Genomic DNA, 25911 nt, shown 5'->3' with positions numbered 1-25911 from the left:
CCTCTCGATGCGGTCACTTGGTGATCCAGCCGGCGTCGACCCGGTGGGTGGTGCCGGTGACGAACCGGCCGGAGTCGTCGGCGGCCAGGTAGAGCACCGCCTCGCTGACGTCCTCGGGCTGCACCCAGGGGGTCGCCAGCAGGTTGAGCTCCTGGAACACGCCGCTGACGTCCTCGCGGGTGGGGTGCTCCAGGTCGGGCCGGAAGAGCCGGTAGACGTTCTCGTTCTGGATGAGCGGGGTGTCGACGTTGGTCGGGTGGATCGAGTTGACCCGGATCCGCTCGGGCGCGAGCTCCAGCGCGAGGCTGCGCATCAGGCCGACGACCCCGTGCTTGGCCGCCACGTAGGAGGCCACGTTCGCCATGCCGCGCAGGCCCAGCGCCGAGCTGACCAGGATCAGCGACCCGCCCTCGCCGGTCGCGCGGAGGTGCGGGATCGCCGCCTTGGCGGTGAGGAAGACCCCGGTCAGGTTGGTCTCGAGCATGTCCCGCCACTCCTGGGCGGGGGTGTCGGCGACCTCGTGCGGGGGGACGCCGATGCCGGCGTTGGCGACGGCGCAGTCCAGCCGGCCGAGCTGGGCGACCCCGTCGGCCAGCCCGGCGGTCAGCGCCTCCTCGTCGGTGACGTCGGCCTGGAAGGTGACCATCCGCCGGTCGAGGGCCTCCACCTGCCGCACCGTCTCGGCGAGCTCCTCGGGTGTGGTCACCGGGGCGGTCGCGCTCGGGATCGGCCCGCAGACGTCCATCCCGATGACGTCGGCGCCCTCGCGAGCCAGGCGGACGGCGTGGCTGCGGCCCATCCCCCGCCCCGCGCCGGTGATGAAGACGACCTTGCCCTGCATCCGGCCGGGCACTACTTGATCACCGAGCCCGCGTCGATCGGCAGCTGCACGCCGGTCACGTACCGGGCGTCGTCGCTGACCAGCCAGAGGATCGCGTTGCTGATGTCGGCGGACTCCACCCACGGCACCGGCATCGCGTTGAGGCCGGCGAACAGCGGCTCGACGTCGTCGCGGGTGACCTGGTTCTCGGGCTTGTCGGGCACGAAGTTCCCGTAGGTCTTGCGGTTGTGGATCATGTCGGTGCTGACCGCCGTCGGGTGCACCGAGTTGACCCGGATCATGTCCGGCGCCAGCTCGTTGGCCAGCGTCTTCACCAGCCCGACGACGCCGTGCTTGGCGGCGACGTAGTGCGCGAGGTTGGCCAGGCCCTTGATGCCGGCCGTGGAGCTGGTGAGCACGATCGCCCCGCCCTCACCGTGCGCGCGCAGGTGCGGGACGGCGGCCCGGACGGTCCGGAACACGCCGGTGAGGTTGATGCCGATCATGTCGTCCCACATCTCGTCGGTCAGCTCCTCGACCGGCGCGAAGCTGGCGATCCCGGCGTTGGCCAGCACGATGTCCAGCCGGCCCAGCTGCGCGACGCCGTCGTCCACGGCCGCCTTCAGCGCGGCGCTGTCGCGGACGTCGGCCTGCGCGGCGACGATGCGCCGGTCGAGGGCCTCGACCTGGCGCACGGTCTCGGCGAGGTCCTCGGGGGTGGCCATCGGGTAGCCGACGGTGGGGACGTCTGCGCACCGGTCCACGGCGATGACGTCGGCACCCTCCTGCGCGAGGCGGACCGCGTGGCTGCGGCCCTGCCCGCGCGCGGCTCCGGTGACCAGGGCGACCTTGCCCTCGAGCTTGCCCATGGGGATCCTCCGCGGTCGGGTGTGAGGTGACGCACACAAACTATGCGGAGGTTATGTGGCCGAGCAACCCTGAGCAGGGCGGACGCCGCCGGGATGCTCCGGTCGTGATCATGGGGTTGTTGACGGACGACACGGACGACACGCCGCCGCAACCTGCGACACGCCCATGATCACCGGCGCGGCCAGCCGAGCAGCTCTCCCGCCGCCCGCCGCCCCTCCTCGACCGCCTCGCGCACGGTGCGCGGGGTGACGACGTCCCCGGCCGCCCGGAGCCCCGGGGGCGCGCCGGGGGGCACGGCGCCCGGCAGCGGCGGCCCGGCGTCGACGAGCACGGCGCACGGCAGCGCGCGCTCGGCCCCGGACCAGCGGTCGGCGACCCGCGCCCGGCCACCGCCGGCCGAGCGGAGCACCGCGGCGGTCTCGCGCCGGACCCCCGCACGGGCCAGCCGGGCGTTGGCCGGAGCGAGGTCGCCGCCGAGCCGGGCGCCGGCCACCTCGTGCGGTGCCACCAGGGCGACCTCGCGGCCGGCCGCGGCGAGCAGCTCGGCCACCCCGACCCCGACCGGCCCGCCGACCGGGTCGTGCACCACCACCGGGCCGGGGGCCGGCACGGTCCCGTCGAGCACCGCGGCGGCGGTCAGGACCTGCACGCCGGGCCCGACGGGGACGCCGGCCGGCCGCGGGCGGGCGCCGGTGGCGAGCAGGACCGGTCCGTCCGGCCGGACCGGGCCCGCGACGCCGAGCCGGACCCGGACGCCGAGCCGCTCGCACTCGGCCACGAGCCACCCGGCCAGGTCGGCGAACCGCGCCCGGCCGGGGAGTGCGGCGACCGTGGCCAGCCGGCCGCCGAGCCGGTCGGCGCGCTCGACCAGCTCGACCCGCGCCCCGGCCCCGGCGAGGACCCGGGCGGCCTCCAGCCCGGCCGGCCCGCCGCCGACCACCTGCACGACCGCTCCGGAGCGGCGGGGACGGCCGCGCCCGCCGCTCCGGGGCGGCCCGGTCTCGCGGCCGCTGGCCGGGTCGACGGTGCAGCCCACCGCCGGGTTGCGGACGTCGCGGACCTGGCAGGCCTGGTTGCACAGCGTGCACGGCCGCGGGGCGGTCCCGCTGCGGACCCGGGCGACGAGCGCCGCGTCGGCGATCTGGGCGCGGGTCATCTCGACCGCGTCGGCGGTCCCGTCGTCCAGGGCGGCCTGGGCCGCGGCCGGGTCGACCACCGAGCCCTGCAGCACCACCGGCACGCCCCCGGCCGCGGCGCGCACCGCGCGGGTGAGCCCGCGGTTGAAGGCCTGCGGCACGTGCCCGTCGGGCCGGTACGCCGACGGCGCCAGCCCGCTGCCCCGGACCACGACGAGCAGGTCGAGCAGCGGCGCCAGCCGGGCCACCGCCGCGACGGCGGACGACGGGGTGATCCCGGCCCAGGGCGCCTCCTCGTCGCACGAGAGCCGCAGCGACAGCACCCGGCCGGTGCCGAGCTCGGCCCGGACGGCGGCCAGCACCTCCGCCGGCAGCCGCAGCCGGTCGGTGCCGTGGGCGTCGGTGCGGGTGTTGGTCAGCCCGGAGGCGAACTGGCGCAGCAGCGACCGCGGGCCGGCGTCCACCTCCACCCCGTCGGCGTCCGCGGCGACGGCGGTCCGCGCGGCCGCGGCGAAGCCGGCCACCAGCGCCTCGAGCTCCGGCCGGCCCATGACCGCCGGGACCTCGCCGGTGACGACGTCGGGCACCGCCGAGGCGCCCCACAGCGCGGCCCCGGTCCAGGCCGGGGAGCCCTGCGCGCCGGTGTGCCCGAGCCCGGCGAGGACCAGCGCGCCGTGCGGCCGGCAGGCGGCGACCACCTCGGCCCAGCCGGGGCCGCACGCGGCGGCCAGGGGGGCGAGCTCGTACGGGTGGTCGGAGTCGTGCACCGAGGCGGTCTCGGTGACCACGACCCCGCAGCCGCCGGCGGCGCGGCGGGCGTAGTAGGCGGTGTGCCGCGCCGACAACGCCCGGCCGCGGCCGAGGTTGGTCTCGTGCGGGCCGAACAACACCCGGGAGGGCGCCGTCCGGCCCGCGAGGACCAGCGGGTCGGTGAGGTCGGTCAGCGCAGGTCGAGGCCCGCGAGCGGGGACTCGTCGCAGATCCGGGCGGGGGGCGCGGGTGTGGGCGGAGCCGGGGCGGCCGTCGGGATCGACGGCATGCCGAGCAGCGTGGGCTGCCCGCGCACCGGGCCGGTGTGCGAGTGGTCGACGGAGCTCCTCGGCATGGCCGTCGAGGCGTCGCGGGCGGCCAGCGCGCTCTCGCCGTACCCCTGCACGCACTCGGGGTCGGGGCCGTCCAGCGGCAGGCCGGTGAAGAACTTGGCCGCCATGCACCCGCCGCGGCAGGCGTCGAAGTGGGCGCACTTCGTGCAGGCGCCGCCGGTCTGCGGGCTGCGCAGGTCGGCGAACAGCTCCGAGGACCGCCACACCCGCTGGAAGCCGCCCTCGTCGCGCACGTTGCCGGCGAGGAAGTCCTCGTGGATGGCGAACGGGCAGGCGTAGACGTCGCCCACGGGGTCGATCAGGCACACCACCCGGCCGGCGCCGCACAGGTTCAGGCCCGGGAGGGCCTCGCCGTAGGCCGACAGGTGGAAGAACGAGTCGCCGGTGAGCACCTTCTCGCCGTTGGCCAGCAGCCAGGAGTAGAGCTCGCGCTGCTGCTCCTGGGTCGGGTGCAGCTGGTCCCAGACGTCGGCGCCGCGGCCGGACGGGCGCAGCCGGGTGATCCGGAGCTGGGCGCCGTAGCGGTCGGTGAGCGCCTTGAACGCGTCGAGCTGGGCGACGTTCTCCCGGGTGACGACGACGGAGACCTTGAAGTCCTTCATCCCGGCCTCGGCCAGGTTCTCCAGGGCCCGGATCGCGGTGGCGTAGGAGCCGGTGCCGCGGACCCGGTCGTTGACCTCGGCCGTGGCGCCGTCCAGGGAGATCTGCACGTCGACGTAGTCGGTGCGGGCCAGCTGCGCGGCGCGGTCCCGGTTCAGCTTCACGCCGTTGGTGGAGAACTTGACCCCGACGTCGTGGCCGATGGCGTAGTCGAGCAGGTGCCAGAAGTCCGGCCGGACGGTCGGCTCGCCGCCGCCGACGTTGACGTAGAAGACCTGCATCCGCTGCAGCTCGTCGATGACCCCCTCCGCCTCGGCGGTGGTGAGCTCGCGGGGGTCGCGCCGCCCGGAGGAGGACAGGCAGTGCGCGCAGGCGAGGTTGCAGGCGTAGGTGAGCTCCCAGGTCAGGCAGATCGGCGCGTCGAGCCCGTACTCGAACTGGTCGATCAGCCGCCCGCCCTCCGGGCGCGGTGGGGCGGCGGGGCGGGACGGCAGGACGGCGGTCACGGTTCCTCCGGTTGATCGGCCTGCCTGCAGGGACCCGCCTCGAGCGTGCGAGAGGTGGGGGGCAGGGAGGTCCTTACCTCGATCATCTGCGAACGCGCGAGGTCGGCGAGCGCCTTGACGTAGGCGGGCCGCGAGGCCGCGGGGACCCCGCACGCGACGAGGGCGGCCGCGGCGCTGGGGTGCTCGGCCAGCGCCTCCACGACGGCGACCAGGGTCTTCGACTTGAGGAAGGACAGCTTCCGGTTGCCGAAGTGGTAGACCAGCGCGCCGAACGGCTCGGGGCGCAGCGCCACCGAACGGGCCCGCCGCCAGGGCAGGGCCGGGTCGAAGTCCGGGGCGGCGCCGCCGCCCGGCGGGGGAGCGGCGCCGGCGTCGCTCATCGCGGTGCTCGCCGGCGCCGCCGCGGGGGCGTCGATCAGTACACCCCGCACATGCCGTCGATGGAGACCTCCTCGACGAGGGACTCCTCGACCAGGGTCTCCTCGGCGGCCGGGGCCTCGGTGGTCTGCGTCTCGGTGGTCTCGGGCACGGGGCCTCCCTGTGATCGGCGTTACGGGTGGAGCGCACGTTAGTGACACCCAGTGCCACGGGCAACAGCGGTCACGGCGCGCCGCGGCCACCCGGCCGGGCGACCGGTCGCGTCGTCCCGCCTCGGCGGCTGCCGGGTGGCGCAAGATGGGACCCGTGACCGACCTGCTGCCCGACGCGCGCGCCGACACCCGGGCGCGCGTGGAGCAGGTGGCCCTCGACCTGTTCACCCGGCGCGGCTTCGAGCAGGTCACCGCGGACGAGATCGCCGAGGCCGCGGGCATCAGCCGGCGCACCTTCTTCCGGCACTTCGCCACCAAGGCCGACGCGGTCTGGGGCGACTTCGCCTCGCACGTGGCGCGGCTGGACCGGCTGCTGGGCGCGGCGGACGACGGCCAGCCGGTGCTCGCGTCGATCTGCGCGGCCTACGTGCAGGTCAACGACTACGCGGCCGAGGACCTCCCGGTGCTGCGCCAGCGGATGACGATGATCCTCCGGGAGCCCGCGCTGCAGGCGCACTCGCAGGTGCGCTACGCCGACGTCGACCGGGTGGTGGCCCGCCACGTCGCCGACCGCACCGGCGAGCGCCCCGACGCGCTGCTGCCCCGGCTGGTGGCGACGAGCAGCCGCGCCGCGGCCACGACCGCGTTCGAGGTGTGGCTGGCCGACGGGACGACGTCCCTGGCCGACGACCTGCACGCCGCCTTCGCCCAGCTGGCGGCCGGCTTCCCCACCCTGCGCGCGCACTGACCCGGCGCCGCCTCCTCGGTGATCAGCTGACCTGGTCGTCGCCGGTCCTGGCTCACGATCAGTGGTGAGCCAGGACCGGCAACGGTGAGCCAGGAGGGCGCCCCGGCGCACGGTCCTGCCCGGTCGGGCAGGTGCACCTGACCGGCCGGGCGGACCTGCTCCTCCGGACGGCCGGTTCCCCACCCGTACCCCTGCCCGGGCCGCGTGGGCGGCCCTAGCGTCCGCGGCCACGGCACCGGACGGCACGGCACGGCACACCTCAGCAGGGAGGACCCCCATGAAGGTCGAAGAACTCCTCAAGCCCTTCCCGATCAAGGAGTTCCACCCGTTCCCGCGGGCGATGATGGGCCCCGGGGCGCACGAGCTCATCGGCCCCGAGGCGCTCAAGCTGGGGTTCACGAAGACGCTGGTCATGACCTCGGGCCTGCGCGGCACCGACATCGTGGACAAGATCGCCGGGTCGATGCGGTACCACGGCCTGGAGGTCGTGGTCTACGACAAGGTGGAGTCCAACCCCAAGGACTACAACGTCATGGACGCCGTGGCGATGTACCAGGAGAACGCCTGCGACAGCTTCGTCTCCATCGGCGGCGGGTCCAGCCACGACGCGTGCAAGGGCGCCCGCATCTCGGTCGCCCACGACGGCCGGAGCGTCAACGAGTTCGAGGGCTTCAACCAGTCGGAGAACCCGAAGAACCCGCCGCACATCGCCGTCTCGACCACGGCCGGCACCGGGTCGGAGACCTCCTGGGCCTACGTCATCACCGACACCACCACCGACCCGGGCAACCCGCACAAGTACGTGGCGTTCGACGACAACTGCCTGGCCACGCTCGCCATCGACGACCCGGTGCTCTACTTCGACTGCCCGGTCGACTACACGGCCCAGTGCGGGTTCGACGTCCTGGCGCACGCCAGCGAGCCCTACGTCTCCCGGCTGGACTTCCCGCCGTCGCTGGGCAACGCCCTCTACGCCGTGAAGATGACCAACGACCACCTGCGCCAGGCGGTCTGGAACGGCCAGGACCTCGCCGGCCGCGAGGGCATGATGTACGCCCAGTACATCGCCGCGCAGGCCTTCAACTCCGGCGGCCTGGGCATCATCCACTCGATCAGCCACGCGGTGAGCGCCTTCTACGACACCCACCACGGGCTGAACAACGCCATCGCGCTGCCCCGCGTGTGGGCGTTCAACATGCCGACGCAGTACCACCGCTTCGCCGACCTCGCCCGGGCCATGGGCGTGGACACCCACGGCATGACCGACGTCCAGGCCGCCGACGCGGCGCTGGCCGCGGCGATCCGGCTGCTGCGCGACGTGGGCATCCCGGAGCGGTTCGTCGACGTCAAGCAGGACACCTACTCGAAGAACCGGCTCGGCCAGGGCCCGACGACGTTCTACGAGAACGCGGGCGTGATCACCGGCGACGACAAGGACGTCGACCGCATCACCCACCACGTGCTCGGCGACGCCTGCACCCCGGGCAACGCCAAGGAGTGCACCTTCGAGACCGTCCGCCCGGTGGTCGAGCACTGCATGACCGGGGACCTGGACGACCTGCTCGGCTGAGGGGCAGTCAGTCGAGTCCCGGGGCGGGGTGGCCGAGCGGCCACCCCGCCCTCCCCATCCCCCGGAGAGGCACCCCGTGACCGTCCACCCCGTCCCCGACGACGCCGCCCCCGACGACGCCGCCCCCGACGACGTCGCCCCCGACGACTTCGCCGGTCCGGACGACGTCGCCCGCGCCTTCGCCGAGCAGGGCTACATCACCGACCGCCGGCTGGCGACGACGACCTTCGTGATGTCCCGGCTGGCCAAGCCGCTGCTGCTGGAGGGCCCGGCCGGGGTCGGCAAGACCGAGCTGGCCAAGACGCTGGCCGCGGCCACCGGGCGCCGGCTGCTGCGCCTGCAGTGCTACGAGGGGCAGGACGAGACCAAGGCCCTCTACGAGTGGGACTACGGCAAGCAGCTGCTCTACACCCAGATCCTGCGGGAGAAGACCGCCCAGCTGCTGGCCGACTCGGGCACCCTGGAGGAGGCGGTCGCCCGGGTCGCCGACGCCGACAGCGCCTTCTTCAACGAACGCTTCCTCGCCCCGCGGCCGCTGCTGGAGGCGGTGCGCTCCGCCGATCCGGTCGTGCTGCTGGTCGACGAGGTGGACCGCGCCGACGAGGCCCTGGAGGCGGTGCTGCTGGAGATGCTGGCCGAGTACCAGGTGTCGGTGCCCGAGATCGGCACGTTCCGGGCGACCCGGGCGCCGTACGTCGTCCTGACGTCGAACAACACCCGCGACCTCTCCGCGGCGCTGAAGCGGCGCTGCCTGCACCTGTTCCTCGAGTACCCCGACGCCGACCGCGAGCTGGAGATCCTCCGCTCCAAGCGCACCGGTCTGGCCGACGCGGCGGCGAGACGGCTGGTCGACATCGTCCGCGGCCTGCGCGGCCTGGACCTGCGCAAGGCGCCGAGCATCTCGGAGACCATCGACTGGGCGCGCACCCTCGCCGTCCTCGGCGTCAGCGAGCTCGATGCCGAGGTGCTCGCCGACACCGTCTCGGTGGTGGCCAAGTACGAGCGCGACGTGCAGCGCTCGCGCGAGGCGCTGCCGCGGCTGGTCGACCCGAACGCCGCGGTCCCGGCCGCGCTGCCGCACGAGCACGGGCACACCCACTCGCACGGCGCGCACACCCACGGCGGGCACACCCACGACCACGACCACGCGCACCCCGGCCACGCGCACGCCGACGACGACGCCGCCCCCGGCCGGGCGGTGCGGGCCGGCAAGGACCGCCCCGGCCGGCACGACCGCAACTACTACGGCCAGCAGGCGCCCGACCAGGAGCCCGGTCCGGCCGCCCCCGCCGCGCAGCGCCAGGTGCGGGCCGGGCAGGGCCAGCGGTCGTTCGCGGCCAACCGCGGCGGCAGCGCGCGGCGCCGGCCGGTCTGACGGGGGCGGGCCCGTGGAAGCGGCGCTGCACCGGTTCGTCCGCCTGCTCCGGCTGCGCGGCATGCGGGTGTCGACCGCGGAGGCCGTCGACGCGTTCGCCGCGGCGGCCGCGGTCGGGGTCGGCGACCGGACGGCCCTGGAGGCGGCGCTCGGCGCGGCCCTGCTCAAGGACCGCCGGGACGCCGAGGTCTTCGCCGACACCTTCGACCGGTTCTTCTCGCTGCGCCCGGTGGTCGAGGCCCCCGACGAGCACGGGCACGCCCACGACGACCTGGCCGACACCGGCGAGCTGACCCGGATGACCTGGTCGCCGGACCCGGACGCCGAGGTGCAGGAGGGGCACAGCCACGGCCGGCCGGTCGACATCAAGGAGTTCTTCCGCCCCGAGGACCTCGCCGCGCAGTACAACCTGCACCAGGAGGCGAACAAGGTCGACCTGGCCTCGCTGACCCAGCAGATCGTGCTGTCCTCGGAGAGCAGCGGGGCGCCGGCCGACGACGCCCAGCAGGTGCAGCTGGAGGTGGACCGGCTGCACGACCCGGGGCTGCCCGGCGACCTGGTCCGCGGCGGCGGCACCCCGCTGGACGTCGAGCTGACCGTCGCCCAGCAGCAGGCGCTGCGCGACTGGCTGGCCGACCCGGTGGGCGACCTCGACCCGGCGGTGGCCGAGGCGCTGCGCCGCCGGCTGGCCGGGGTGATCGAGGACCTCCCGGAGCTCCTGGCCGCGCACCTGCAGAAGCTCGCCGAGATGACCGAGCTGGCCGTCGAGGAGCGGGAGATGGCCCGGGCGCCCGTGGAGAAGGTCACCGAGAGCGAGCGGGCGCGGATCGAGGAGTCGCTGCGCCGGCTGGCCACCTCGCTGCACGGCGGGCTGACCCACAAGAAGCGGCAGTCCCCGCGCGGACGGGTGGACGTGGCCCGCACCATGCGCCGGAACCTGCGCTACGACGGCGTCCCGTTCCGGCCGGTCACCACCCGGCTGGCCGAGGACAAGCCGCGGCTGGTCGTGGTGGCCGACGTGAGCCTGTCGGTGCGGACGACGGCCCGGTTCACGCTGCACGTCGTCCACGCGCTGCAGGACCTGTTCGCCCAGGTGCGGACCTTCGCCTTCGTCGACGACGTCGTCGAGATCACCGACCTGTTCGACGAGCACCCGCTGGAGACCGCGCTGGGCCTGGTGTTCGGCGGTGATGTGATCGACGTCGACGCCGCCAGCGACTACGGCACGGTGTTCGCGAGGCTGGCCGCCGACCACTCCGGCGCCTTCACCCGCCGCTCGACGCTGCTCGTGCTGGGCGACGGCCGCGGCAACGGCAACGCCCCGCGGCTGGACGTGTTCGCTGACCTCACCCGGCGGGTCCGCGAGACCATCTGGCTCACCCCGGAGCCGCGCTACTCGTGGGCGCTGGGCGGCTGCGACCTGCCCGCGTACGCCGAGCACTGCGACCGGGTCGAGGTGATCCGGGACCAGTCGGGGCTGGAGACCTGGGCCACCGACGTCATCACCCGCGCCGCCGCCCGCTGAGGGAGGCGGCTGCGACACTCCCCCCGTGAGCGACCTGACGTACTCCGGCTCGATCGTCGTCGCCGTCGACCCCGGGACCCTCTACGACCTGGTCTCCGACGTGACCCGCACCGGGGAGTGGAGCCCGGTCTGCCGGGCCTGCTGGTGGGACGAGGGCGCGCGCGCCGAGGTCGGCGCGCGCTTCACCGGCCGCAACGAGACCCCCGAGCGGACCTGGGAGACCCGCAGCCGGGTGGTCGCGGCCGACCGCGGCCGCGAGTTCGCCTGGGTGGTCGGCGACGGGTTCGTCCGGTGGGGCTTCACGCTCGAACCGGAGGACGGCGGCACGCGGCTGACCGAGTCGTGGGCGTTCCTGCCCGCCGGGCTGGCGATGTTCGCCGAGAAGTACGGGGACGACGCGCAGCGGCAGATCGACCAGCGCACCACCGCGGCGCACGAGGGCATCCCCGCCACCCTGGCCGCCATCAAACGCATCGCGGAAGCCGCCGTGGAGCGGAGTGGATCTGTCGGCGTCACGCCGACAGATCCACTCCGCTAGATGAGGCCGAGCTTGCTGCCCGCGTAGACGGCCTCGGCGCGGCGGGAGACCGAGAGCTTGCGCATCACGTTGCCCACGTGGAACTTCGCCGTGGTCGCCGAGATGTAGAGCTCCCGCCCGATCGCCTCGTTCGACAGCCCCCGCGCGAGCAGGGTGAGCACCTCGCGCTCGCGGGCGGTGAGGTCCGGGCCGGCCGGGCCGGGCGCCGGGCCGGAGAGCGACTTGACCACCATCGAGGCGCTGTGGCTGTCGAACGCGCTCTCCCCGCGGTGCACCGCCCGGATCGCGCCGACCAGCGCCACGGCGTCGACGTCCTTGAGGACGTACCCCCGGGCGCCGCGCTGGATCGCCTCGAGGACCAGCCGCTGGTCGAGGAAGGTGGTCACCACCAGCACCCCGGGCGCGGGGGTGGCCTGGGTCAGCCGGCCGCACAGGGCCAGGCCGGCGACGTCCGAGCCGGCCGAGAGCTTGAGGTCGAGCAGGACGATGTGCGGCCGGGTGGCCGCGACCAGGTCGAGGGCCTCCGGGGCGGACGATGCCTCCCCGACGACGTCGATGTCGGGCTCGCGCTCCAGGATCGAGCGCAGCCCCTGCCGGACGATCGCGTGGTCGTCGACGATCACCAGCCGGATGACCTCAGCCATCGTCGTCCCCCAGCGGCAGCCGGACCTCCACCCGCACGCCGCCCATCCTGGCCCGGGTGAACCGCAGCGTCGCCCCGATCTCGCGGCACCGGGAGGCCATGTTGCCCAGCCCGCGGTGGTACCCGTCCGCCCGCCGGCCCGAGGCGCGCAGCGCCCGCCGCAGCAGCTCGGGGTCGCCGCCGCCGTCGTCGGCCACCGACAGCCGCACCTCGGTGGCGCGGTAGGCCAGCCGCACCGTGCAGCGGCTGGCGCCGGCGTGCCGCACGGTGTTGAACAGGCACTCCGAGGCGATCCGGAACAGCGCGCGCTCCACGGTTCCCGGCAGCTCGCGCGGCACGCCCTCCACCCGGACCGCCAGCGCCGGCCCGGGCGCGGGCACGAGCACCGGCAGCCGGCCGACGAGGGCGGGCAGGCCCTCCCCGTCCTCGCCGTGCCCGTCGGAGGAGAGCGCGTGGATGGCGCCGCGCAGCCGCTCGACCGCCTCCCGGGTCAGCGCCTTGGCGTGCCCGAGCCGCTCGTGCACCTCGGCGTGGTGGGCCACCTCCGGCCGGCACCACTCGATGGTCATGCCGGCCGACAGGACGTGCTGGGCGACGCTGTCGTGCAGCTCGCGGGCGATGCGGTGCCGCTCGGCGTCCACCGCCTCGCGCTGGGCGGCGACGTCCAGCCGGCGCTGGGCCTCGGCCAGCTGCCGGTGCTGCTCGGCCAGCGCGCGGGCGCGCTCCTCGGCCTGGGCGTAGAGCCGCTCGGTCTGCCGGCGCAGCGACTCCGACCGGGCCAGCAGGTGGTCGCTGAGCAGCGCCACCGCGGACTGGTTGGCCACGATGCGCAGGATGGACAGGTCGGCCGGCCCGACCGTCCGGCGCGGGCCACCGCAGGCGACCAGCGCACCGACCGGCTCGCCGTCGACGACGAGGGGGACGACGACCGCGCCGTCGGCGTCCTGCCAGGGCTCGACGGCGTCCGCGGCCAGGGCGGCCTGGACCGGCCGGCGGACCACCTCGGGCAGCAGCGCCACCTCCCCGACCGGTGCACCGGCGGGGCCGCGACCGAGCAGCCGCGGGCGGGCCAGCGGGAGCGCGGCCGGCGCGAGCGCGAGCACGACCCACGGCTCGCCGAGCTGCTCGGCGGTCGCGTCGACGACCGCCCGGCACAGCGCCCCGGCACCCTGCCCGGTCGCCGACAGCACCCCGGCGACGTGCTCCAGGGAGTCCAGCGCGCGGTGCAGGTCCCCGGCGGTCTGCCGGTACTCGGCGTACCAGCTGGGCTTCGAGGAGCGCAGCCCGGTGAGCGCGGTGATGTCCGGGGGGCGCCCGGTCCCGGGGTGCACCGGGCCTCAGAGCGCGGCGCGGAACAGCGCGGCGACGTCGGCGCGGTCGGCGTCCCGCGGGTTGGTCGACAGGCAGGCGTCGCCGAGCGTCGTGGTGGCCAGCGTGTCGATGTCGGACTCGCGGACCCCGAGCTGGGCGAGCCCCCGGGGGACGCCGAGGTCGGCGGCCAGCCGGGCCACCGCCTCGGCCGCCAGCTCGGCCGCCACGTCGCCGGGCACCCCGGTGACGTCGATGCCCATGGCCCGGGCGACCGGGACGAACCGGTCCGGCGCGCTGCGGGCGTTGAACCGGATGACGTGCGGCAGCAGCACGCCGTTGACGACGCCGTGCGGGAGGTCCAGCAGGCCGCCGACCTGGTGGCTCATCGCGTGCGTGGCCCCGAGGATCGCGTTGGTGAAGGCCAGCCCGGCCTCCAGGCTGGCCTGCGCCATCCCGGTGCGGGCGGCGTCGTCGTCCCGGTCCCGGAGGGTGCGCTGCAGGGAGCCGCTGATCAGCTCGACGGCGTGCAGGGCGTGCACGTCGGTCAGCGGCCCGGAGGCCCTGGACACGAAGGCCTCGATGCCGTGGGTGAGCGCGTCGAGACCGGTGGCGGCGGCGAGGTCGTCGGGCATGGTGCCCAGCAGCCGCGGGTCGGTGATCGAGATGTCGGGCACCAGGGCCCGGCCGATGAGCGTGGCCTTGAGCCGGCGGGTGGTGTCGGTGATGACCGCGAACTGGGAGACGTCGGCCCCGGTGCCCGCGGTGCTGGGGCACATGAGGGTGGGCGGGATGGCCGCGGTGACCTTGTCCACGCCCTCGTAGTCGAGGATCCGGCCGCCGTTGCTGGCCACGACCGCGATCGCCTTGGCCGCGTCGATGACCGAGCCCCCGCCGAGCCCCACGATGACGTCGCAGCCGCTGGCGAGGTAGGCCTCGGTGCCCGCGGCGACCTCGTGGTCCTTGGGGTTGGGGGTCAGGCCCCGCCAGACGGTGGCCCGCAGACCCGCCTCCGCCAGGTGCCCGGCCAGCTCGGCCTCCCAGCCGGCCTCGGCCAGGCCGGCGTCGGTGACGACGAACGGGCGCTGGGCGCCGAGCCGGCGCGCGGCCCAGCCGGCCTCGGACAGCGCCCCCCAGCCGAAGACCACCTCGGGCACCAGGTACTTGGTGAAGCCGGCCCCGCGCGGGGGGACGCCGTGCCCCGGCCGCGGCCCGGCGCGGGGAGCGGTGTCGGCGACGGGTGGGGCGGTGGGCACGGGCGACCTCCCGGGGCGCACGGTCGGCGGCCCCGAGGGTAGCCCGCCCGGTGAGCGGCGTCACACGCCTCGGTCGCGCGCCACCGAACCGGCGGGCGGAGTGCCCGGTGCGAGATCTCCTCGCACGGCGCACTCCGCACGGGTCAGGTGGCGAGCCACTCCCGCAGGCCGGCCAGCAGGCGGTCGACGTCCTCGTCGTCGCTGTAGGGCGCCAGCCCGATCCGCAGGCCGCCGGTGTCCCCCAGGCCCAGGTGCCGGCTGGCCTCGACCGCGTAGAAGGAGCCGGCCGGCGCGTTGACCCCCCGCCCGGCGAGGAAGCGGTAGCCGTCCGCGGCGTCCCGCCCGTCGAAGGTGAGCAGCAGGGTGGGCGTGCGGTGCCGGGCCCGGGACCGCACCGCGACCCCCGGGAGGCCGGTCAGTTCCTCCTCGATCCGCACCCGCAGCCGGTCCTCGTGCGCCTCCACTGCGGCCATCCCGGCCTCGAGCCGGGCCCGCCGGTCGCCCTCGGGGCCGCCCAGCCCGGCGAGGAAGTCGACCGCCGCGGTCGTACCGGCGAGCAGCTCGTAGGGCAGGGTGCCCAGCTCGAAGCGCTCGGGGACGGCGTCGGTGGAGGGCAGCAGCTTGTCGGGGTGCAGCGTCTCCAGGAGCGCCGGTGCGACCACCACGCAGCCGCAGTGCGGGCCGAGGAACTTGTACGGCGAGCAGGCGTAGAGGTCGGCCCCCAGCGCGGCGACGTCCACGGTCGCGTGCGCGGTCAGGTGGACGCCGTCGACGTAGGTCAGCGCGCCCGCCTCGTGCGCCAGGGCGGTGATCGCGGCGACGTCGGGCCGGGTGCCGATCAGGTTGGAGGCGCCGGTGACGGCGACCAGCCGGGTGCGCCCGGTCAGCAGCCGCCCGACCTCCCGCGGGGCCAGCTCGCCGGTCGCCGGGTCGAAGCCGGCCCAGCGGACGGTGGCGCCCCGCGCGGCGGCGGCCTGCACCCACGGGCGGATGTTCGCGTCGTGGTCCAGCCGGGTCACCACCACCTCGTCGCCCGGACCCCACGAGGCCGACAGCACCCGCGAGAGGTCGTAGGTCAGCTGGGTCATGCTCCGGCCGAACACGACGCCGCCGGGGTCGCCGGCGACCAGGTCGGCGACCGCGCGGCGGGCGGCGAGCACGACGTCGTCGGCCGTGCGCTCGGCCGCGGTCGTGCGGCCCCGGTTGGCGATCGGCGCGGTGAGGGTGGCCGCGACGGCGGCGGCCACCGGCTCGGGCACCTGCGAGCCCCCGGGCCCGTCGAAGTGGGCGGCCCCGGCGCGCAGCGCGGGGAAGGCGGACCGGACGGCGGCGACGTCGTAGCTCATGGCCCGCCGAGCATGCACCCCGTGTCCACCGCGCTCCCCGCCGGGGCGCCCTCCGGGTGCCGTCCCGCAAGGTCCGCCGGGAGGAGCCGCAGGTTTCCCCGGGCACGCCTACGTCTGTGAGTGCAGGTGCACTCGCAGACGTAGGCGCTCACAGGCGTAGACGCCTGCCAGCGAGGTGCGGCGGCCGGCCACCCGCGTCCGCCCCGGGTGACCGGCTCGGTGGACCGTGCCCGCGCCGGTCAGCGCCCGAGGATGCCGCCCAGCTTCCCGGCGATCCCGCCACCGCCCTGGCCGCTGCCCCCGGTGAGCATCTTCACCAGCTCCACGGGGTCGATGCCGAGCTGCTGGAGCAGCCCGGCGTGCTGCTCGGTGTCGACGGTGCCGGGTAGCTGCTGGTCGGCCTGGTCGGCCTTGCCCTGGTCGCCCTGGGAGCGGAGGAGGTCGAGGATCTGCGCCTTGTCGATCTGCATGAGCCGCCCCTACCCCGCCGGGGAGGTCACGACCCGTGCGCCGCGGCCACGATCCGGTCGGGCCGGACGACGACCTCCGCCGCACCGGCCGACCGGAGCCGGCCGGTGAGCACGCCGGCCGGGTCGGCGACGACCCGCTCGTGGCCGCCGGCGGGGTGCACCGCCAGCCGGCCGGCCCCGAGCAGCCGCAGCCGCGCCCAGCCGGGGCCGAGGACGTCGTCCACCGGGTGGCTCCCCCCGCCGGTGAGCACGGTGGCCCGCGGCAGCAGCGTCCCGGCCAGCCGGCGCCCGGCCCGCCCGGAGCGCCGCACCAGCGGGCCGGGGCGCAGCGCCGGGGTGCGGCTCTCCCCGGCGTAGGCGGCCAGCGCGGGCACCCGCCCGACCCCGGCCAGCACCCCGCGGCGGAGGACGGCCCCGCCCGCCCCGCCCCCGGTCATCAGGCGGCCGACCAGCACCGCCAGCCGCACCAGGGCGCGGGCGTGCGGGCCGCGCTCGGCGCCGTGGGTGTCGAGCAGCCGCTCCGGCGCCGACCCGTCCAGCACCGCGGCCAGCTTCCACGCCAGTTGGTGGACGTCGCGCAGCCCCAGCCCGAGCCCCTGGCCGACGAACGGGGGGCTCAGGTGCGCGGCGTCCCCGGCCAGCAGCACCCGGCCGGCGCGCCACCGGTCGACGACGGCGGCCCGGTAGGTGTACTCCGCCACCCGCTCCACCGCGGCGCCGCCCGCGCCGTCGGCCGACAGCAGCGCGGGCAGGTCCAGGCCCCCGGCCGCCTCGCCGGGCGCCAGCCGGAACTCCCACCGGTAGCGGTCCCCGGTGACCGGCATCGCGGTGGCCGGCCGGCGCCGGTCGCACACCTGGGTGGTCCCGGGCCACACCGGCAGCCCGCGGGGGGCGCGCAGGTCGGCGACCAGCCAGCGGTCGGCCGGCCCGAGCTCCCGCAGCCGGGCCCCGACCAGCCGCCGCACCGTGCTGTTGGCCCCGTCGCAACCGACGACCGCCGCCGCGGCGACCGTGGAGACCCGGCCGGACCCGCGGTCGCGCACGGCGACCACCCCGGGCGCCGGCAGGCCCACCACCTCGGTGCCGGTGCGCAGCTCCACCCCCGGGGCCGACCGGACGGCGGCCAGCAGCAGCCCCTCCAGGTCCGGCTGGTGGAACATCGAGCCCTGCGGCCACCCGTGCGGTCCCCGGCCGCGGCCGAAGACGGCGAGCACGCGGCGGTCGCCGTCCACCAGCCGCAGGCCGGGCATCGGCCGGCTGACCCCCAGGAACGCGTCGGCCACCCCCGCGTCGGCCAGCGCCCGCAGCGCCTCGTCGTCGAGGTGCACCGCCCGCGGCCGCCCGTAGGGCGCCGGCCGGCGCTCGAGCACGACCACCGGCAGGCCGCGGCGGGCCAGCAGCAGCGCCGCGGTGAGCCCCACCGGGCCGGCACCGACGACGACCACGGGTCCGGGCACGGGCGCCATCCTCCCGGTGGACGGGTCGGGGACGAAGCGGGGACGTTGCACCGGTCTTCCGCGAGGTGTGATCGTCGCCATACGGTGTCGGCACGGTCATGCACGGCGCATGCCAGGACGGCCCTCAGCGGTGAGGGCGAACGAGGAGGTTCATCCGTGCCTGTGAACACCCGCGGGGCGATCCTGCGCTCCGCTCCCGGCAAGTGGGAGGTCACCGACCTGGTCGCGGACGACCCGCGGACCGGCGAGCTGCAGGTCAAGGTGGCGGCGTCGGGCCTGTGCCACTCCGACGACCACGTCGCCACCGGTGACATGACGGTCGGCCACTACCCCTTCCTGGGCGGCCACGAGGGCGCCGGGGTCGTCACCGCCGTCGGCCCGGGCACCCCCGGGTTCAAGGAGGGCGACCACGTCGTCTTCTCCTTCCTGCCCGGCTGCGGCCGCTGCCGCTACTGCGCCAACGGCCAGCAGTACATCTGCGACTCGGGCGCCAACCTGCTGATCGGCTCGCGGTGGGACGACGCGGAGAGCTTCCGCTTCCAGACCGGCGACGGCACCCCGGTCGGCCAGATGTGCGGCCTGGGCACCTTCGCCGAGGTCACCACGGTCGACGTCCGCTCGACGGTCAAGATCCCCGAGGACATCCCGCTCGACGTCGCCTGCCTGGTCGGCTGCGGCGTCGGCACCGGCTGGGGGACGGCGGTGCAGGCCGGCGAGGTGAGGGCCGGCGACACCGTGATCGTGATGGGCATCGGCGGGATCGGCATCAACGCCGTGCAGGGCGCGGCGAACGCGGGCGCCAGCCACGTCATCGCCGTCGACCCGATCCCCTTCAAGCGGGAGAAGGCGCAGGAGCTCGGCGCCACCCACGCCTTCGAGAGCATCGAGGAGGCCGGCGAGTTCGCGCGCAGCGTCACCAACGGCCAGGGCGCGGACAAGGTGCTGATCACGGTCGGGATCCTCAAGGGCGAGCACGTCGCCCAGGGGGTCGAGGCGCTCGGCAAGGGCGGCCGGGTCGTGATCACCGGCCTCGGCGACCTCACCGACGTGGGCATCCCGATCAACCCGAGCATGCTGGCGCTCTTCACCAAGGAGATCCGCGGCGCGCTGTTCGGCGACCAGAACCCCAGCGCCGACATGCTGAAGATGCTGCGCCTCTACCAGGAGGGGAAGCTCAAGCTCGACGAGCTGATCACCAACCGGTACAAGCTCGAGGACATCAACCAGGGCTACGAGGACATGCACGCGGGCAAGAACATCCGCGGGGTCGTCGTCCACGGCCAGTAGGACCGGACCCGTCCCCGGCGACCGGGGCGCTCCCTCGCGGGGCGCCCCGGTCGCACGTCGTCACCCCGAGGAGCAGCAGCAGGCCATGAGCACCACCACCGCCGCCCGCCGGCTGGACGTCACCGGCATGGTCCGGGTGGCCCGCGAGCGGGTGGTCGCCCGGATCCGGGAGGCGGAGGTCGTCGCCGCGGCCCTGTCGGCCGGGCGCAACGTGCTGCTCGAGGGGCCGCCGGGCACCGGCAAGACGACGCTGCTGCGCGCCCTGGCCGATGGCGCCGGCGTCCCGCTCGTGCTGGTCGAGGGCAACGCCGAGCTCACCCCCACCCGGCTGGTCGGCCACCACGACGCCTCCCGGGTGCTCACCGAGGACTACCGCGCCGAGAACTTCGTCCCCGGCCCCCTCACCCGTGCCATGACCGACGGCGCCGTGCTCTACGTCGAGGAGTTCAACCGGGTCCCCGAGGAGACGATGAACGTCCTGCTCGGGGTGCTCTCCGAGCGGGAGATGCACGTGCCGCGCTACGGCCGGGTGGTGGCCCGGCCGACGTTCCGGCTGGTCGCGGCCATGAACCCGTTCGACGCGGTCGGCACCGCCCGGGTCACCCCGGCCCTCTACGACCGCTCCTGCCGGGTGGCGATGGGCTATCAGGACGAGGACGCCGAGCTCGCCGTCGTCGCCGCGGCCACCGAGGGCCCGGACCCGCTGGTGGCGCAGGCGGTGCGCACCGTGCGCATCACCCGCGACCACCCCGAGCTGCGGATCGGCTCCTCGGTGCGGGGCGCCATCGACACCGTGCTCATCGCCCTGGAGCTGGCCACGGTGCGCGGGCACGGTGCCGTGGAGGACGACACCGGCCTGGACGCCGCGCTGGCCGCGCTCACCGGCAAGGTGACGCTGGCCGACGGCTCCTCCCGCACCGTCGAGGACGTCGTCACCGACATCTGGCACCGGGCCGGTGAGGAGCTGGGAAAAGCCTGACGCCCGAGGAGGCGGGCGGGAGCGAGGCGGGCGGGAGCGAGGCGGGCGGGAGCGAGCCACCCCCGGCGCCCGACGGCGACGCGCTGCGCAACCCGCCCGGCGGCCGCCGGCCGCAGCAGGCCCCCGTCGAGGACCCCGGCGAGGTCGAGGACGTGCTGCGGGACAACGCCGCGCGCAAGGCCGGCCGCGACGAGCTGGCCCGTGCCCACGCGGACTTCCAGCAGGTCTCCCCGCAGGCCGGCGAGCTCGACGAGCAGGCGATGGCCGACCTCGCCGCCCGGGACCCCGACGCCGCCGCCCGGCTGCTGGCCGCCCTCGGCCGCGCCTTCGACCCCCGGCTGCGGGCGGCCGCGCGGCGGCTGGCGACCCGGCTCCCGGTGGCCACCCCGCGGGCCGGCGTCCCCGACCGGCCCGGCACCCGGCGGGTGGTGACCCGCCGGGACGACACCGGCAGCGACGTCGACCTCGACGCCACCCTGGCCGCGCGCGGCGCCGAGCCGCACTGGCGGGCCGAGCACCTGCACACCCGCGGCTGGCGCTCCACCGGCCGGGCGTGCGTCCTCCTGGTCGACGCCTCCGGTTCGGTCGCCGGGGACGAGCTGGCCGTCGCCGTCCTCACCGCCTCGGCGCTGGCCCAGCGCATGCGGCCCGAGGACGAGCTGGCCGTGGTGGCCTTCTGGTCGCAGGCGGTGGTGCTGCGGCCGCTGTCCTCCGACCCGCGGGTCGACGTCGTGGTGGACCGGCTGTTCGACCTCGGCGGCGGGGGGACGACGGACCTCGACCTGGCGCTGCGCACCGCCGCCACCCAGCTGGGCCGCTCCCGCGCCGCCGCCCGCGACGTGCTGCTGCTCTCCGACGGCGTCCCCACCGACAGCCCCGACCCGCTGCCCGCCGCGGCCGCGCTGGCCCGCGTCGGGGCGCACCTGCACGTGCTCTCCCTGTCGGAGGAGGCCGCGTCGGTGGCGGCCTGCGCGGCCCTGGCGGCCGCCGGCGACGGTCGGGTGGCGCCGCTGCGGAGCCCCGCCGGCGCCCCGGCGGCGGTGCGGTCCCTGCTCGGCTGAGCGGTGCCGACGGCCCGGGCGGGCGGCGGTATCACGGCAGCACGTGCGAGTCTCCGTCCGGTGGGTGAGCAGCTCCCCGGCGGCACGGCCCCGGGGACCGCCCGCGGCGAACGAGAGGTCAGCCCGATGCTCAGCGCCATCCTCGACCCCGCCCTCCCGGGCGCGCACCCGGCGCCCGGCGCCGGTCCCGTGGCGGCCCGCCCGGTGACCCTCGACTTCGCCGACCCCCGGCTGCTGGCCCGCGCGCGGGACGCGCTGGCCGGCGACCGGCCGGTGGTGGTCCGGCTGACCGGGGCCGCCGCGCAGCGGGCCGCCACCGTCTTCCTCGGCAGCGACTACCGGCTCTACGACCGGGCGCGGACCGTCCTGAACCCGGCCCCGCTGCCGTTCCTGCTGGGCTGCTGCGGGCTGGCCGACCTCGCGCGGGTCGTCGCGATGAGCCGGTTGCACGGCCACCGGGTCGACGTGCAGTACCTCGACGCGGAGCGCGAGTTCCGGCTGACCTCGACACCGCCCCGCAGCGGGTGACCCGCGCACGGGTGGAGTGCCCCGGCGCGGGGAACGCTCCCGCGGCACCCCGACCCGGGCACGGGCAGGGACCTCCGACCCTGGCATCGCGATAACGCCGCTATTCCAATAACGGCGTTATGCGAAGGCGGATGACGCGGGTGGAGCAGGCGGCGGCGACGCGGGCGGCGCTGCTGGCCGCGGCGCGCGCGGTGTTCCTGCGCAGCGGCTACCACGGGACGACCGTCGACGCGGTCGCGCAGGAGGCCGGGTTCACCACGGGGGCCATCTACGCCCGCTTCGCGGGCAAGGCCGACCTGTTCCTCGCCCTGCTCGAGGAGCGGGTCGACGAGCGCAGCGCCCAGCTGCGCGCCCTGCCCGCCGGCGACCCGCTCGACGCCGGGACGGCGGTCACCCGGCAGTGGGCCCGCATCCTGCGGTCGGACCTGGACTGGACGCTGCTGGTCGTCGAGTTCCGCGTGCACGCCGCCCGCGACCCGGGGCTCGCGGCCCGGTTCGCCGAGCTGCACGGCCGGCTGGTCGGCGTGCTCACCGACGTGCTCGCCCGGCTGCACGGCGGGCAGGCCCCGCGGGAGCGCTACGAGGCCCTGGCCCGGGCCGGGCTGGCGATGGGCCCGGGCGCCGCCCTGGCCCGGGCCGCGGAGGGCGAGGCCTTCAGCGACGAGCTGATGGAGGAGGTCGACGCGGCCGTGGCCGCACGGCTGCTCGGCACGAGGGAGGGAGCGGTGTCATGACCAGTACCGCCGTCGGCGAGGACCTGCGCGCCGGGCTCCGGGCCCGGGTGCGCGCCGCCCTGCCGGCGCACCTGGACCGGCTGACCTGGGACGCCGAGCGGCTCGCCGGCCACCAGCGGGCGGGGCTGCGGCGGCTGCTGCGGCACGCCCGCGAGCGGTCGGCCTTCCACCGGGACCGGCTGGCCGGGGTGGACGTCGACCGGTTCACCCCGGCCGACCTGCCCGGCCTGCCCACCATGACCAAGGCCGACGCGATGGCCGCGTTCGACGACCTGGTCACCGACGCGCGGCTCACCCGGGACCGCGTCGAGGCCCACCTGGCCGGCACGGGCACCGAGGCCGAGCTGCTGCTGGACGAGTACGTGGTGCTGGCCTCCGGCGGCAGCTCGGGGCAGCGCGGCGTCTTCGTGTACGACCGCGGCGCCGCCGTGGACTACCTGCTCGGGCTCACCCGGGCGGCCTTGGGCCGGCTGGTGGAGCGCGGCGTACCCCCGGGCGGGATGCCCATGACCATCGTCGCCGCCGGCCGCGCCCTGCACGCCAGCCGGGTGCTGCCGTCGCTGTTCTCCGGCGACCTCCTGCGGGTCACCTCCGTCCCGGTGACCCTGCCCGTGCCGGAGATCGTCGCGCGGCTCAACGCCCTGCAGCCCCCGCTGCTGCAGGGCTACCCCTCGGTGCTCTCGGTGCTGGCCGCCGAGCAGACCGCCGGGCGGCTGCACATCGGGCCGGTGGCGGTCACCGGCAGCAGCGAGCAGTTCCCCGCCGAGGCCAAGGCGCGGGTGACCGAGGCCTTCGGGGTCCCGCCGGTCGACCAGTTCGGGTCCAGCGAGGGCGTGCTGGGCGTCAGCGCGCCGGGCGGGTCGGTCATCGAGCTGGCCTCCGACCTCGCGGTCGTCGAGCTGGTCGACGAGGCCGGCCGCCCGGTGGCCCCCGGGACGCCCTCGGCCCGGGTGCTGGTGACGAACCTGGCCAACCCGGTGCAGCCGCTCATCCGCTACGAGCTGGACGACCGGTTCGTCGCCCAGCCGGCCCGGGAGGGGTCCGGCCACCTGCGGGTGGCGGTCGAGGGGCGCGCCGACGACGTCCTGCACTGGCCCGGGGTGACCGTGCACCCGCTGGTGCTGCGCAGCCCGCTCGTCGCCACGCCCCAGGTGGTCGAGTACCAGGTGCGCCAGACCGCCGACGGGGTGTCCCTGACCGTCGTCCCCGACGGGCCGCTCGACGGTGCGGACCTCGCCCGGCGGGTGCGCGAGTCGCTGGTGCGGGCGGGGCTGACCGGGGCGACCGTGACCGTGCGGACGGCCGACGCCGTCCCCGCCGACCCGCGCACCGGCAAGGCCCGGCGCATCGTTCCCCTGGCCACGGGGGGCCCGCGGTGAGCGCTCCCGCCCGGCCGACCGGGGTCCGCGAGGCGCCGACCATGCCGGGGCTGCCGGTCCTCGGCTCCGCCGCCGACCTGCGCAGGCGGCTGCTCGCCACCCAGCTGCGGGCGCTGCACGAGCTGGGCGACGTCGTCCGCTTCACCGCGGGCCCGCCCGGGGTGCGCCTGGTCGTGCACGGCGTCTACGCCCCCGAGGGCGTCCACCACGTGCTGGCCGCCGAGGCGGCCCGGTACCGGAAGGACAACCGCTTCTACGCGGCGCTCCGGGACGACCTCGGCGACGGGCTGCTGACCAGCCAGGACGGGACCTGGCTGCGGCAGAGGCGGTTCGTGCAGCCGCTGTTCACCCACGCGCAGGTCGAGCGGTACCTGCCGGTGATGGCGGCCGAGGCCGGCGCGCTGGTCGAGCGCTGGCGGGCGCCGGCCCGCACCGGGGAGCCCGTCGACCTGCACCGCGAGACCACCCGGCTGACGCTCCGGGTGGTCGGCCGGGTGCTCCTCGGGGCGGACCTCGACGACGCCGTCCCGCTGGTCCGGACGGCGCTGCCGGTCATCGGCGAGCACGTGCGGCGGCGCGGCTTCGCCCCGCTGCCCGTGCCCGCCGGGTGGCCGACGCCGGCGAACCTGCGGGCCCGCCACGAGCGCCGCCGGGTGGAGGCGCTGGTCGACCGGCTGACCGCTGCCCGGCGGGCCGACGCCGGGGACCGCGGTGACCTGCTCGGCCGGCTGGTCGCCGCCCGGGACGGCGGTGCGGGGCTGTCCGACGCCGAGGTCCGCGACCAGGTGGTCGTGTTCCTGTTCGCCGGGCACGACACGACCGCGACCGCCCTGACCGCGGCGCTGCACCTCCTGGGCGCCCACCCGGCCGAGCAGGAGCGGGCGCACGAGGAGGCCCGCGGCCTGCCCGACGTGCCGTCCCGGGCGGACCTGGACCGGCTCGACCACCTCACCGCCGTGCTGAAGGAGGCGCTGCGGCTCTACCCGCCGGCGTACGCCACCAGCCGGCGGCGCAGCGGCGGGGACGACGTCGTCGGCGGCTACCGCATCCCGGACGGGACCGACGTGGCCGTCTACCCGTGGGTGACCCACCGGCACCCGCGGCACTGGGACGACCCCGAGCGGTTCGCCCCGCGGCGGTTCGCCCCCGAACGGGAGGCGGCGCGGCACCGGTACGCCTGGTTCCCCTTCGGGGGTGGCCCGCGGGCCTGCATCGGCGGGCACTTCGCCCTGCTGGAGTCGCTGGTGGTGCTGGGCGCGGTGCTCCGCGCCTACCGGGTCGAGACGCCCGACCGGCCGATCCCGGTGCGGCCGCGGGTGACACTGCGGCCGGCGGCGCCGGTCCCGTGCCGGCTGACGCCGCGCTGACCGGCCGCCCCCCGGTAGGCGGGGTGCCGCGGCGCGCGGGACGCACCCGTGGCGCCCCGCTCAGCCGCCCGGGACGAGGCCGCCGACGTCGAGGGCGGACCCCGGCGCCTCGACGGTGCGGTCCGAGCCGAACCGGTCCAGCCGGAACTCCCCCTCGGCGCTGTCGATGCGCAGGGGGTAGGGCTCGCCCTCGGCGGCGACGCACACCGACGCACCGTCGGCCCCGGTGACCACGAGCACCGGCCGGCCGGCGAGCTCGCCGTCGCCGACGTCCTCCTGCGCGTCCTCGGCGCGGGACCGCAACTGGTCGGCGAAGGCGGCGACGGACACGGCGTCGAGCCCCTCGGCCTGCCCCTCGGGGACGGTCACCCAGACGTCGTCGAGCTGCCCGGCCAGGAACCCGGGGACGCCGCGGTCCTCGTAGAAGCCGGCGGGCGCCCGGGCGTAGAGCTCGCCGTCGGCCCGGACGATCTCGACGGTCCGGCCCGCCAGCCCGACCGTCCCGGTCAGGTCGTCGCCGCGGAGGAACAGGTCGACGGGGACCTCCGCGCCGTCCCCCGTGGCCGTCCCGCGCACCCGGACGGAGCCGGCCTCCTCCAGCGCGTCGGCGGCGGCCCCGACCAGCTCGGGGCCGGACCGGCGCGGCTCCTGCGTCGTCGCCCCCGCCGGTGCGCCACCGGTCGCGGCCGGGTCGCCGGCACCGCCCCCTCCCCCGCAGGCGGGGACGAGCAGGGTGGTCAGGACGGCGACGGCCGCGGCTCGGGTGCGCACGGGT

Annotated in this window: 25 protein-coding genes; 12 read left to right on the top strand and 13 right to left on the bottom strand. The window is 76.3% G+C overall.

Going from position 1 to position 25911, the window contains the following annotated elements:
- Nucleotides 1–13: 13 nt before the first annotated feature.
- The 6 genes from D0Z06_RS17720 to mftA all read right to left on the bottom strand — a co-directional run bounded on the left by D0Z06_RS17720 (nt 14) and on the right by mftA (nt 5564).
- Nucleotides 14–841: a mycofactocin-coupled SDR family oxidoreductase gene (locus D0Z06_RS17720; RefSeq protein ID WP_147332079.1), complete on the bottom strand. Its 828-nt coding sequence runs from the start codon at nt 839–841 to the stop codon at nt 14–16.
- Between the two features lie 11 nt (nt 842–852).
- Nucleotides 853–1689 (bottom strand): mycofactocin-coupled SDR family oxidoreductase, encoded by an 837-nt coding sequence (locus tag D0Z06_RS17715; protein ID WP_117378873.1) that lies wholly within the window; start codon nt 1687–1689, stop codon nt 853–855.
- A 170-nt stretch (nt 1690–1859) separates the two neighbouring features.
- Complete coding sequence (locus tag D0Z06_RS17710) at nt 1860–3749, bottom strand: mycofactocin system FadH/OYE family oxidoreductase 1 (protein WP_304999763.1); 1890 nt, start codon at nt 3747–3749, stop codon at nt 1860–1862.
- A gap of 17 nt (nt 3750–3766) precedes the next feature.
- The gene (gene mftC / locus D0Z06_RS17705; RefSeq protein WP_117378872.1) at nt 3767–5035 is read right to left on the bottom strand and encodes a mycofactocin radical SAM maturase; all 1269 of its coding nucleotides are present in this window, start codon (nt 5033–5035) and stop codon (nt 3767–3769) included.
- Nucleotides 5032–5415 (bottom strand): mycofactocin biosynthesis chaperone MftB, encoded by a 384-nt coding sequence (gene mftB, locus D0Z06_RS17700; RefSeq protein ID WP_117378925.1) that lies wholly within the window; start codon nt 5413–5415, stop codon nt 5032–5034. The genes mftC and mftB overlap by 4 nt, the downstream gene beginning before the upstream one ends.
- A 35-nt stretch (nt 5416–5450) precedes the next feature.
- Nucleotides 5451–5564 (bottom strand): mycofactocin precursor MftA, encoded by a 114-nt coding sequence (gene mftA, locus D0Z06_RS17695; RefSeq protein WP_117378871.1) that lies wholly within the window; start codon nt 5562–5564, stop codon nt 5451–5453.
- A 155-nt stretch (nt 5565–5719) separates the two neighbouring features.
- Here mftA and mftR point away from each other — a divergent pair, with 155 nt between their 5' ends.
- The 5 genes from mftR to D0Z06_RS17670 all read left to right on the top strand — a co-directional run bounded on the left by mftR (nt 5720) and on the right by D0Z06_RS17670 (nt 11321).
- Entirely contained in the window at nt 5720–6313 is a 594-nt protein-coding gene (mftR, locus tag D0Z06_RS17690; RefSeq protein WP_233517778.1) for a mycofactocin system transcriptional regulator, read from the top strand.
- Nucleotides 6314–6590: 277 nt separating this feature from the next.
- Entirely contained in the window at nt 6591–7883 is a 1293-nt protein-coding gene (mdo, locus tag D0Z06_RS17685) for an NDMA-dependent methanol dehydrogenase (protein ID WP_117378869.1), read from the top strand.
- A gap of 76 nt (nt 7884–7959) precedes the next feature.
- A complete protein-coding gene (locus D0Z06_RS17680) occupies nt 7960–9258 on the top strand; it encodes an AAA family ATPase (protein WP_233517777.1) in 1299 nt (432 codons plus the stop codon).
- A gap of 13 nt (nt 9259–9271) precedes the next feature.
- Nucleotides 9272–10783, top strand: coding sequence for a VWA domain-containing protein (locus D0Z06_RS17675; protein WP_117378868.1), 1512 nt, complete (start codon nt 9272–9274; stop codon nt 10781–10783).
- Nucleotides 10784–10808: 25 nt separating this feature from the next.
- A complete protein-coding gene (locus D0Z06_RS17670; protein WP_117378867.1) occupies nt 10809–11321 on the top strand; it encodes an SRPBCC family protein in 513 nt (170 codons plus the stop codon).
- Here the strand turns inward: D0Z06_RS17670 and D0Z06_RS17665 are convergent.
- The 6 genes from D0Z06_RS17665 to D0Z06_RS17640 all read right to left on the bottom strand — a co-directional run bounded on the left by D0Z06_RS17665 (nt 11318) and on the right by D0Z06_RS17640 (nt 17801).
- A complete protein-coding gene (locus D0Z06_RS17665; RefSeq protein WP_117378866.1) occupies nt 11318–11965 on the bottom strand; it encodes a MadR family response regulator transcription factor in 648 nt (215 codons plus the stop codon). The two genes, D0Z06_RS17670 and D0Z06_RS17665, sit on opposite strands and share 4 nt — an antisense overlap.
- The gene (locus D0Z06_RS17660; RefSeq protein WP_117378865.1) at nt 11958–13295 is read right to left on the bottom strand and encodes a GAF domain-containing sensor histidine kinase; all 1338 of its coding nucleotides are present in this window, start codon (nt 13293–13295) and stop codon (nt 11958–11960) included. Before D0Z06_RS17660 ends, D0Z06_RS17665 begins: the two co-directional genes overlap by 8 nt.
- A gap of 6 nt (nt 13296–13301) precedes the next feature.
- Entirely contained in the window at nt 13302–14528 is a 1227-nt protein-coding gene (locus D0Z06_RS17655; RefSeq protein ID WP_233517776.1) for an iron-containing alcohol dehydrogenase, read from the bottom strand.
- A gap of 143 nt (nt 14529–14671) precedes the next feature.
- The gene (locus D0Z06_RS17650; protein ID WP_117378864.1) at nt 14672–15874 is read right to left on the bottom strand and encodes a cysteine desulfurase-like protein; all 1203 of its coding nucleotides are present in this window, start codon (nt 15872–15874) and stop codon (nt 14672–14674) included.
- Nucleotides 15875–16113: 239 nt separating this feature from the next.
- Nucleotides 16114–16344, bottom strand: coding sequence for a hypothetical protein (locus D0Z06_RS17645; protein ID WP_117378863.1), 231 nt, complete (start codon nt 16342–16344; stop codon nt 16114–16116).
- Between the two features lie 26 nt (nt 16345–16370).
- Nucleotides 16371–17801 (bottom strand): bifunctional 3-(3-hydroxy-phenyl)propionate/3-hydroxycinnamic acid hydroxylase, encoded by a 1431-nt coding sequence (locus D0Z06_RS17640; protein WP_233517775.1) that lies wholly within the window; start codon nt 17799–17801, stop codon nt 16371–16373.
- Between the two features lie 156 nt (nt 17802–17957).
- Here D0Z06_RS17640 and D0Z06_RS17635 point away from each other — a divergent pair, with 156 nt between their 5' ends.
- The 7 genes from D0Z06_RS17635 (at nt 17958) to D0Z06_RS17605 (ending at nt 25136) form a co-directional block, all read left to right on the top strand.
- Nucleotides 17958–19088 carry an NDMA-dependent alcohol dehydrogenase gene (locus D0Z06_RS17635; protein ID WP_117378861.1) on the top strand — a complete coding sequence of 377 codons (1131 nt, stop codon included), beginning with the start codon at nt 17958–17960 and terminating at the stop codon, nt 19086–19088.
- Nucleotides 19089–19173: 85 nt separating this feature from the next.
- Complete coding sequence (locus tag D0Z06_RS17630; protein WP_117378860.1) at nt 19174–20067, top strand: AAA family ATPase; 894 nt, start codon at nt 19174–19176, stop codon at nt 20065–20067.
- A 152-nt stretch (nt 20068–20219) separates the two neighbouring features.
- The gene (locus tag D0Z06_RS17625) at nt 20220–21128 is read left to right on the top strand and encodes a vWA domain-containing protein (protein WP_304999762.1); all 909 of its coding nucleotides are present in this window, start codon (nt 20220–20222) and stop codon (nt 21126–21128) included.
- A 60-nt stretch (nt 21129–21188) separates the two neighbouring features.
- Nucleotides 21189–21656, top strand: coding sequence for a hypothetical protein (locus tag D0Z06_RS17620; protein WP_117378859.1), 468 nt, complete (start codon nt 21189–21191; stop codon nt 21654–21656).
- A 131-nt stretch (nt 21657–21787) separates the two neighbouring features.
- The gene (locus D0Z06_RS17615) at nt 21788–22390 is read left to right on the top strand and encodes a TetR/AcrR family transcriptional regulator (RefSeq protein ID WP_158580022.1); all 603 of its coding nucleotides are present in this window, start codon (nt 21788–21790) and stop codon (nt 22388–22390) included.
- The gene (locus D0Z06_RS17610; protein ID WP_117378857.1) at nt 22387–23769 is read left to right on the top strand and encodes a phenylacetate--CoA ligase family protein; all 1383 of its coding nucleotides are present in this window, start codon (nt 22387–22389) and stop codon (nt 23767–23769) included. Before D0Z06_RS17615 ends, D0Z06_RS17610 begins: the two co-directional genes overlap by 4 nt.
- The gene (locus tag D0Z06_RS17605) at nt 23766–25136 is read left to right on the top strand and encodes a cytochrome P450 (protein WP_199522388.1); all 1371 of its coding nucleotides are present in this window, start codon (nt 23766–23768) and stop codon (nt 25134–25136) included. The genes D0Z06_RS17610 and D0Z06_RS17605 overlap by 4 nt, the downstream gene beginning before the upstream one ends.
- Before the next feature lie 60 nt (nt 25137–25196).
- Here the strand turns inward: D0Z06_RS17605 and D0Z06_RS17600 are convergent, their stop codons facing one another.
- Nucleotides 25197–25907, bottom strand: coding sequence for a hypothetical protein (locus tag D0Z06_RS17600; protein ID WP_117378855.1), 711 nt, complete (start codon nt 25905–25907; stop codon nt 25197–25199).
- Nucleotides 25908–25911 lie beyond the last annotated feature (4 nt).

Source organism: Geodermatophilus marinus (genome assembly GCF_003428645.1).
Lineage (GTDB): Bacteria > Actinomycetota > Actinomycetes > Mycobacteriales > Geodermatophilaceae > Geodermatophilus.
This window is presented reverse-complemented; position numbering and strand designations above follow the sequence as displayed.

Bases quoted from the DNA above. Each gene is read 5' to 3' on its own strand.
- D0Z06_RS17720 (WP_147332079.1), bottom strand. From the start codon at position 841: ATGCAGGGCAAGGTCGTCTTCATCACCGGCGCGGGGCGGGGGATGGGC.
- D0Z06_RS17715 (WP_117378873.1), bottom strand. From the start codon at position 1,689: ATGGGCAAGCTCGAGGGCAAGGTCGCCCTGGTCACCGGAGCCGCGCGC.
- mftB (WP_117378925.1), bottom strand. From the start codon at position 5,415: ATGAGCGACGCCGGCGCCGCTCCCCCGCCGGGCGGCGGCGCCGCCCCG.
- mdo (WP_117378869.1), top strand. From the start codon at position 6,591: ATGAAGGTCGAAGAACTCCTCAAGCCCTTCCCGATCAAGGAGTTCCAC.
- D0Z06_RS17665 (WP_117378866.1), bottom strand. From the start codon at position 11,965: ATGGCTGAGGTCATCCGGCTGGTGATCGTCGACGACCACGCGATCGTC.
- D0Z06_RS17650 (WP_117378864.1), bottom strand. From the start codon at position 15,874: ATGAGCTACGACGTCGCCGCCGTCCGGTCCGCCTTCCCCGCGCTGCGC.
- D0Z06_RS17645 (WP_117378863.1), bottom strand. From the start codon at position 16,344: ATGCAGATCGACAAGGCGCAGATCCTCGACCTCCTCCGCTCCCAGGGC.
- D0Z06_RS17630 (WP_117378860.1), top strand. From the start codon at position 19,174: ATGAGCACCACCACCGCCGCCCGCCGGCTGGACGTCACCGGCATGGTC.
- D0Z06_RS17615 (WP_158580022.1), top strand. From the start codon at position 21,788: ATGACGCGGGTGGAGCAGGCGGCGGCGACGCGGGCGGCGCTGCTGGCC.
- D0Z06_RS17610 (WP_117378857.1), top strand. From the start codon at position 22,387: ATGACCAGTACCGCCGTCGGCGAGGACCTGCGCGCCGGGCTCCGGGCC.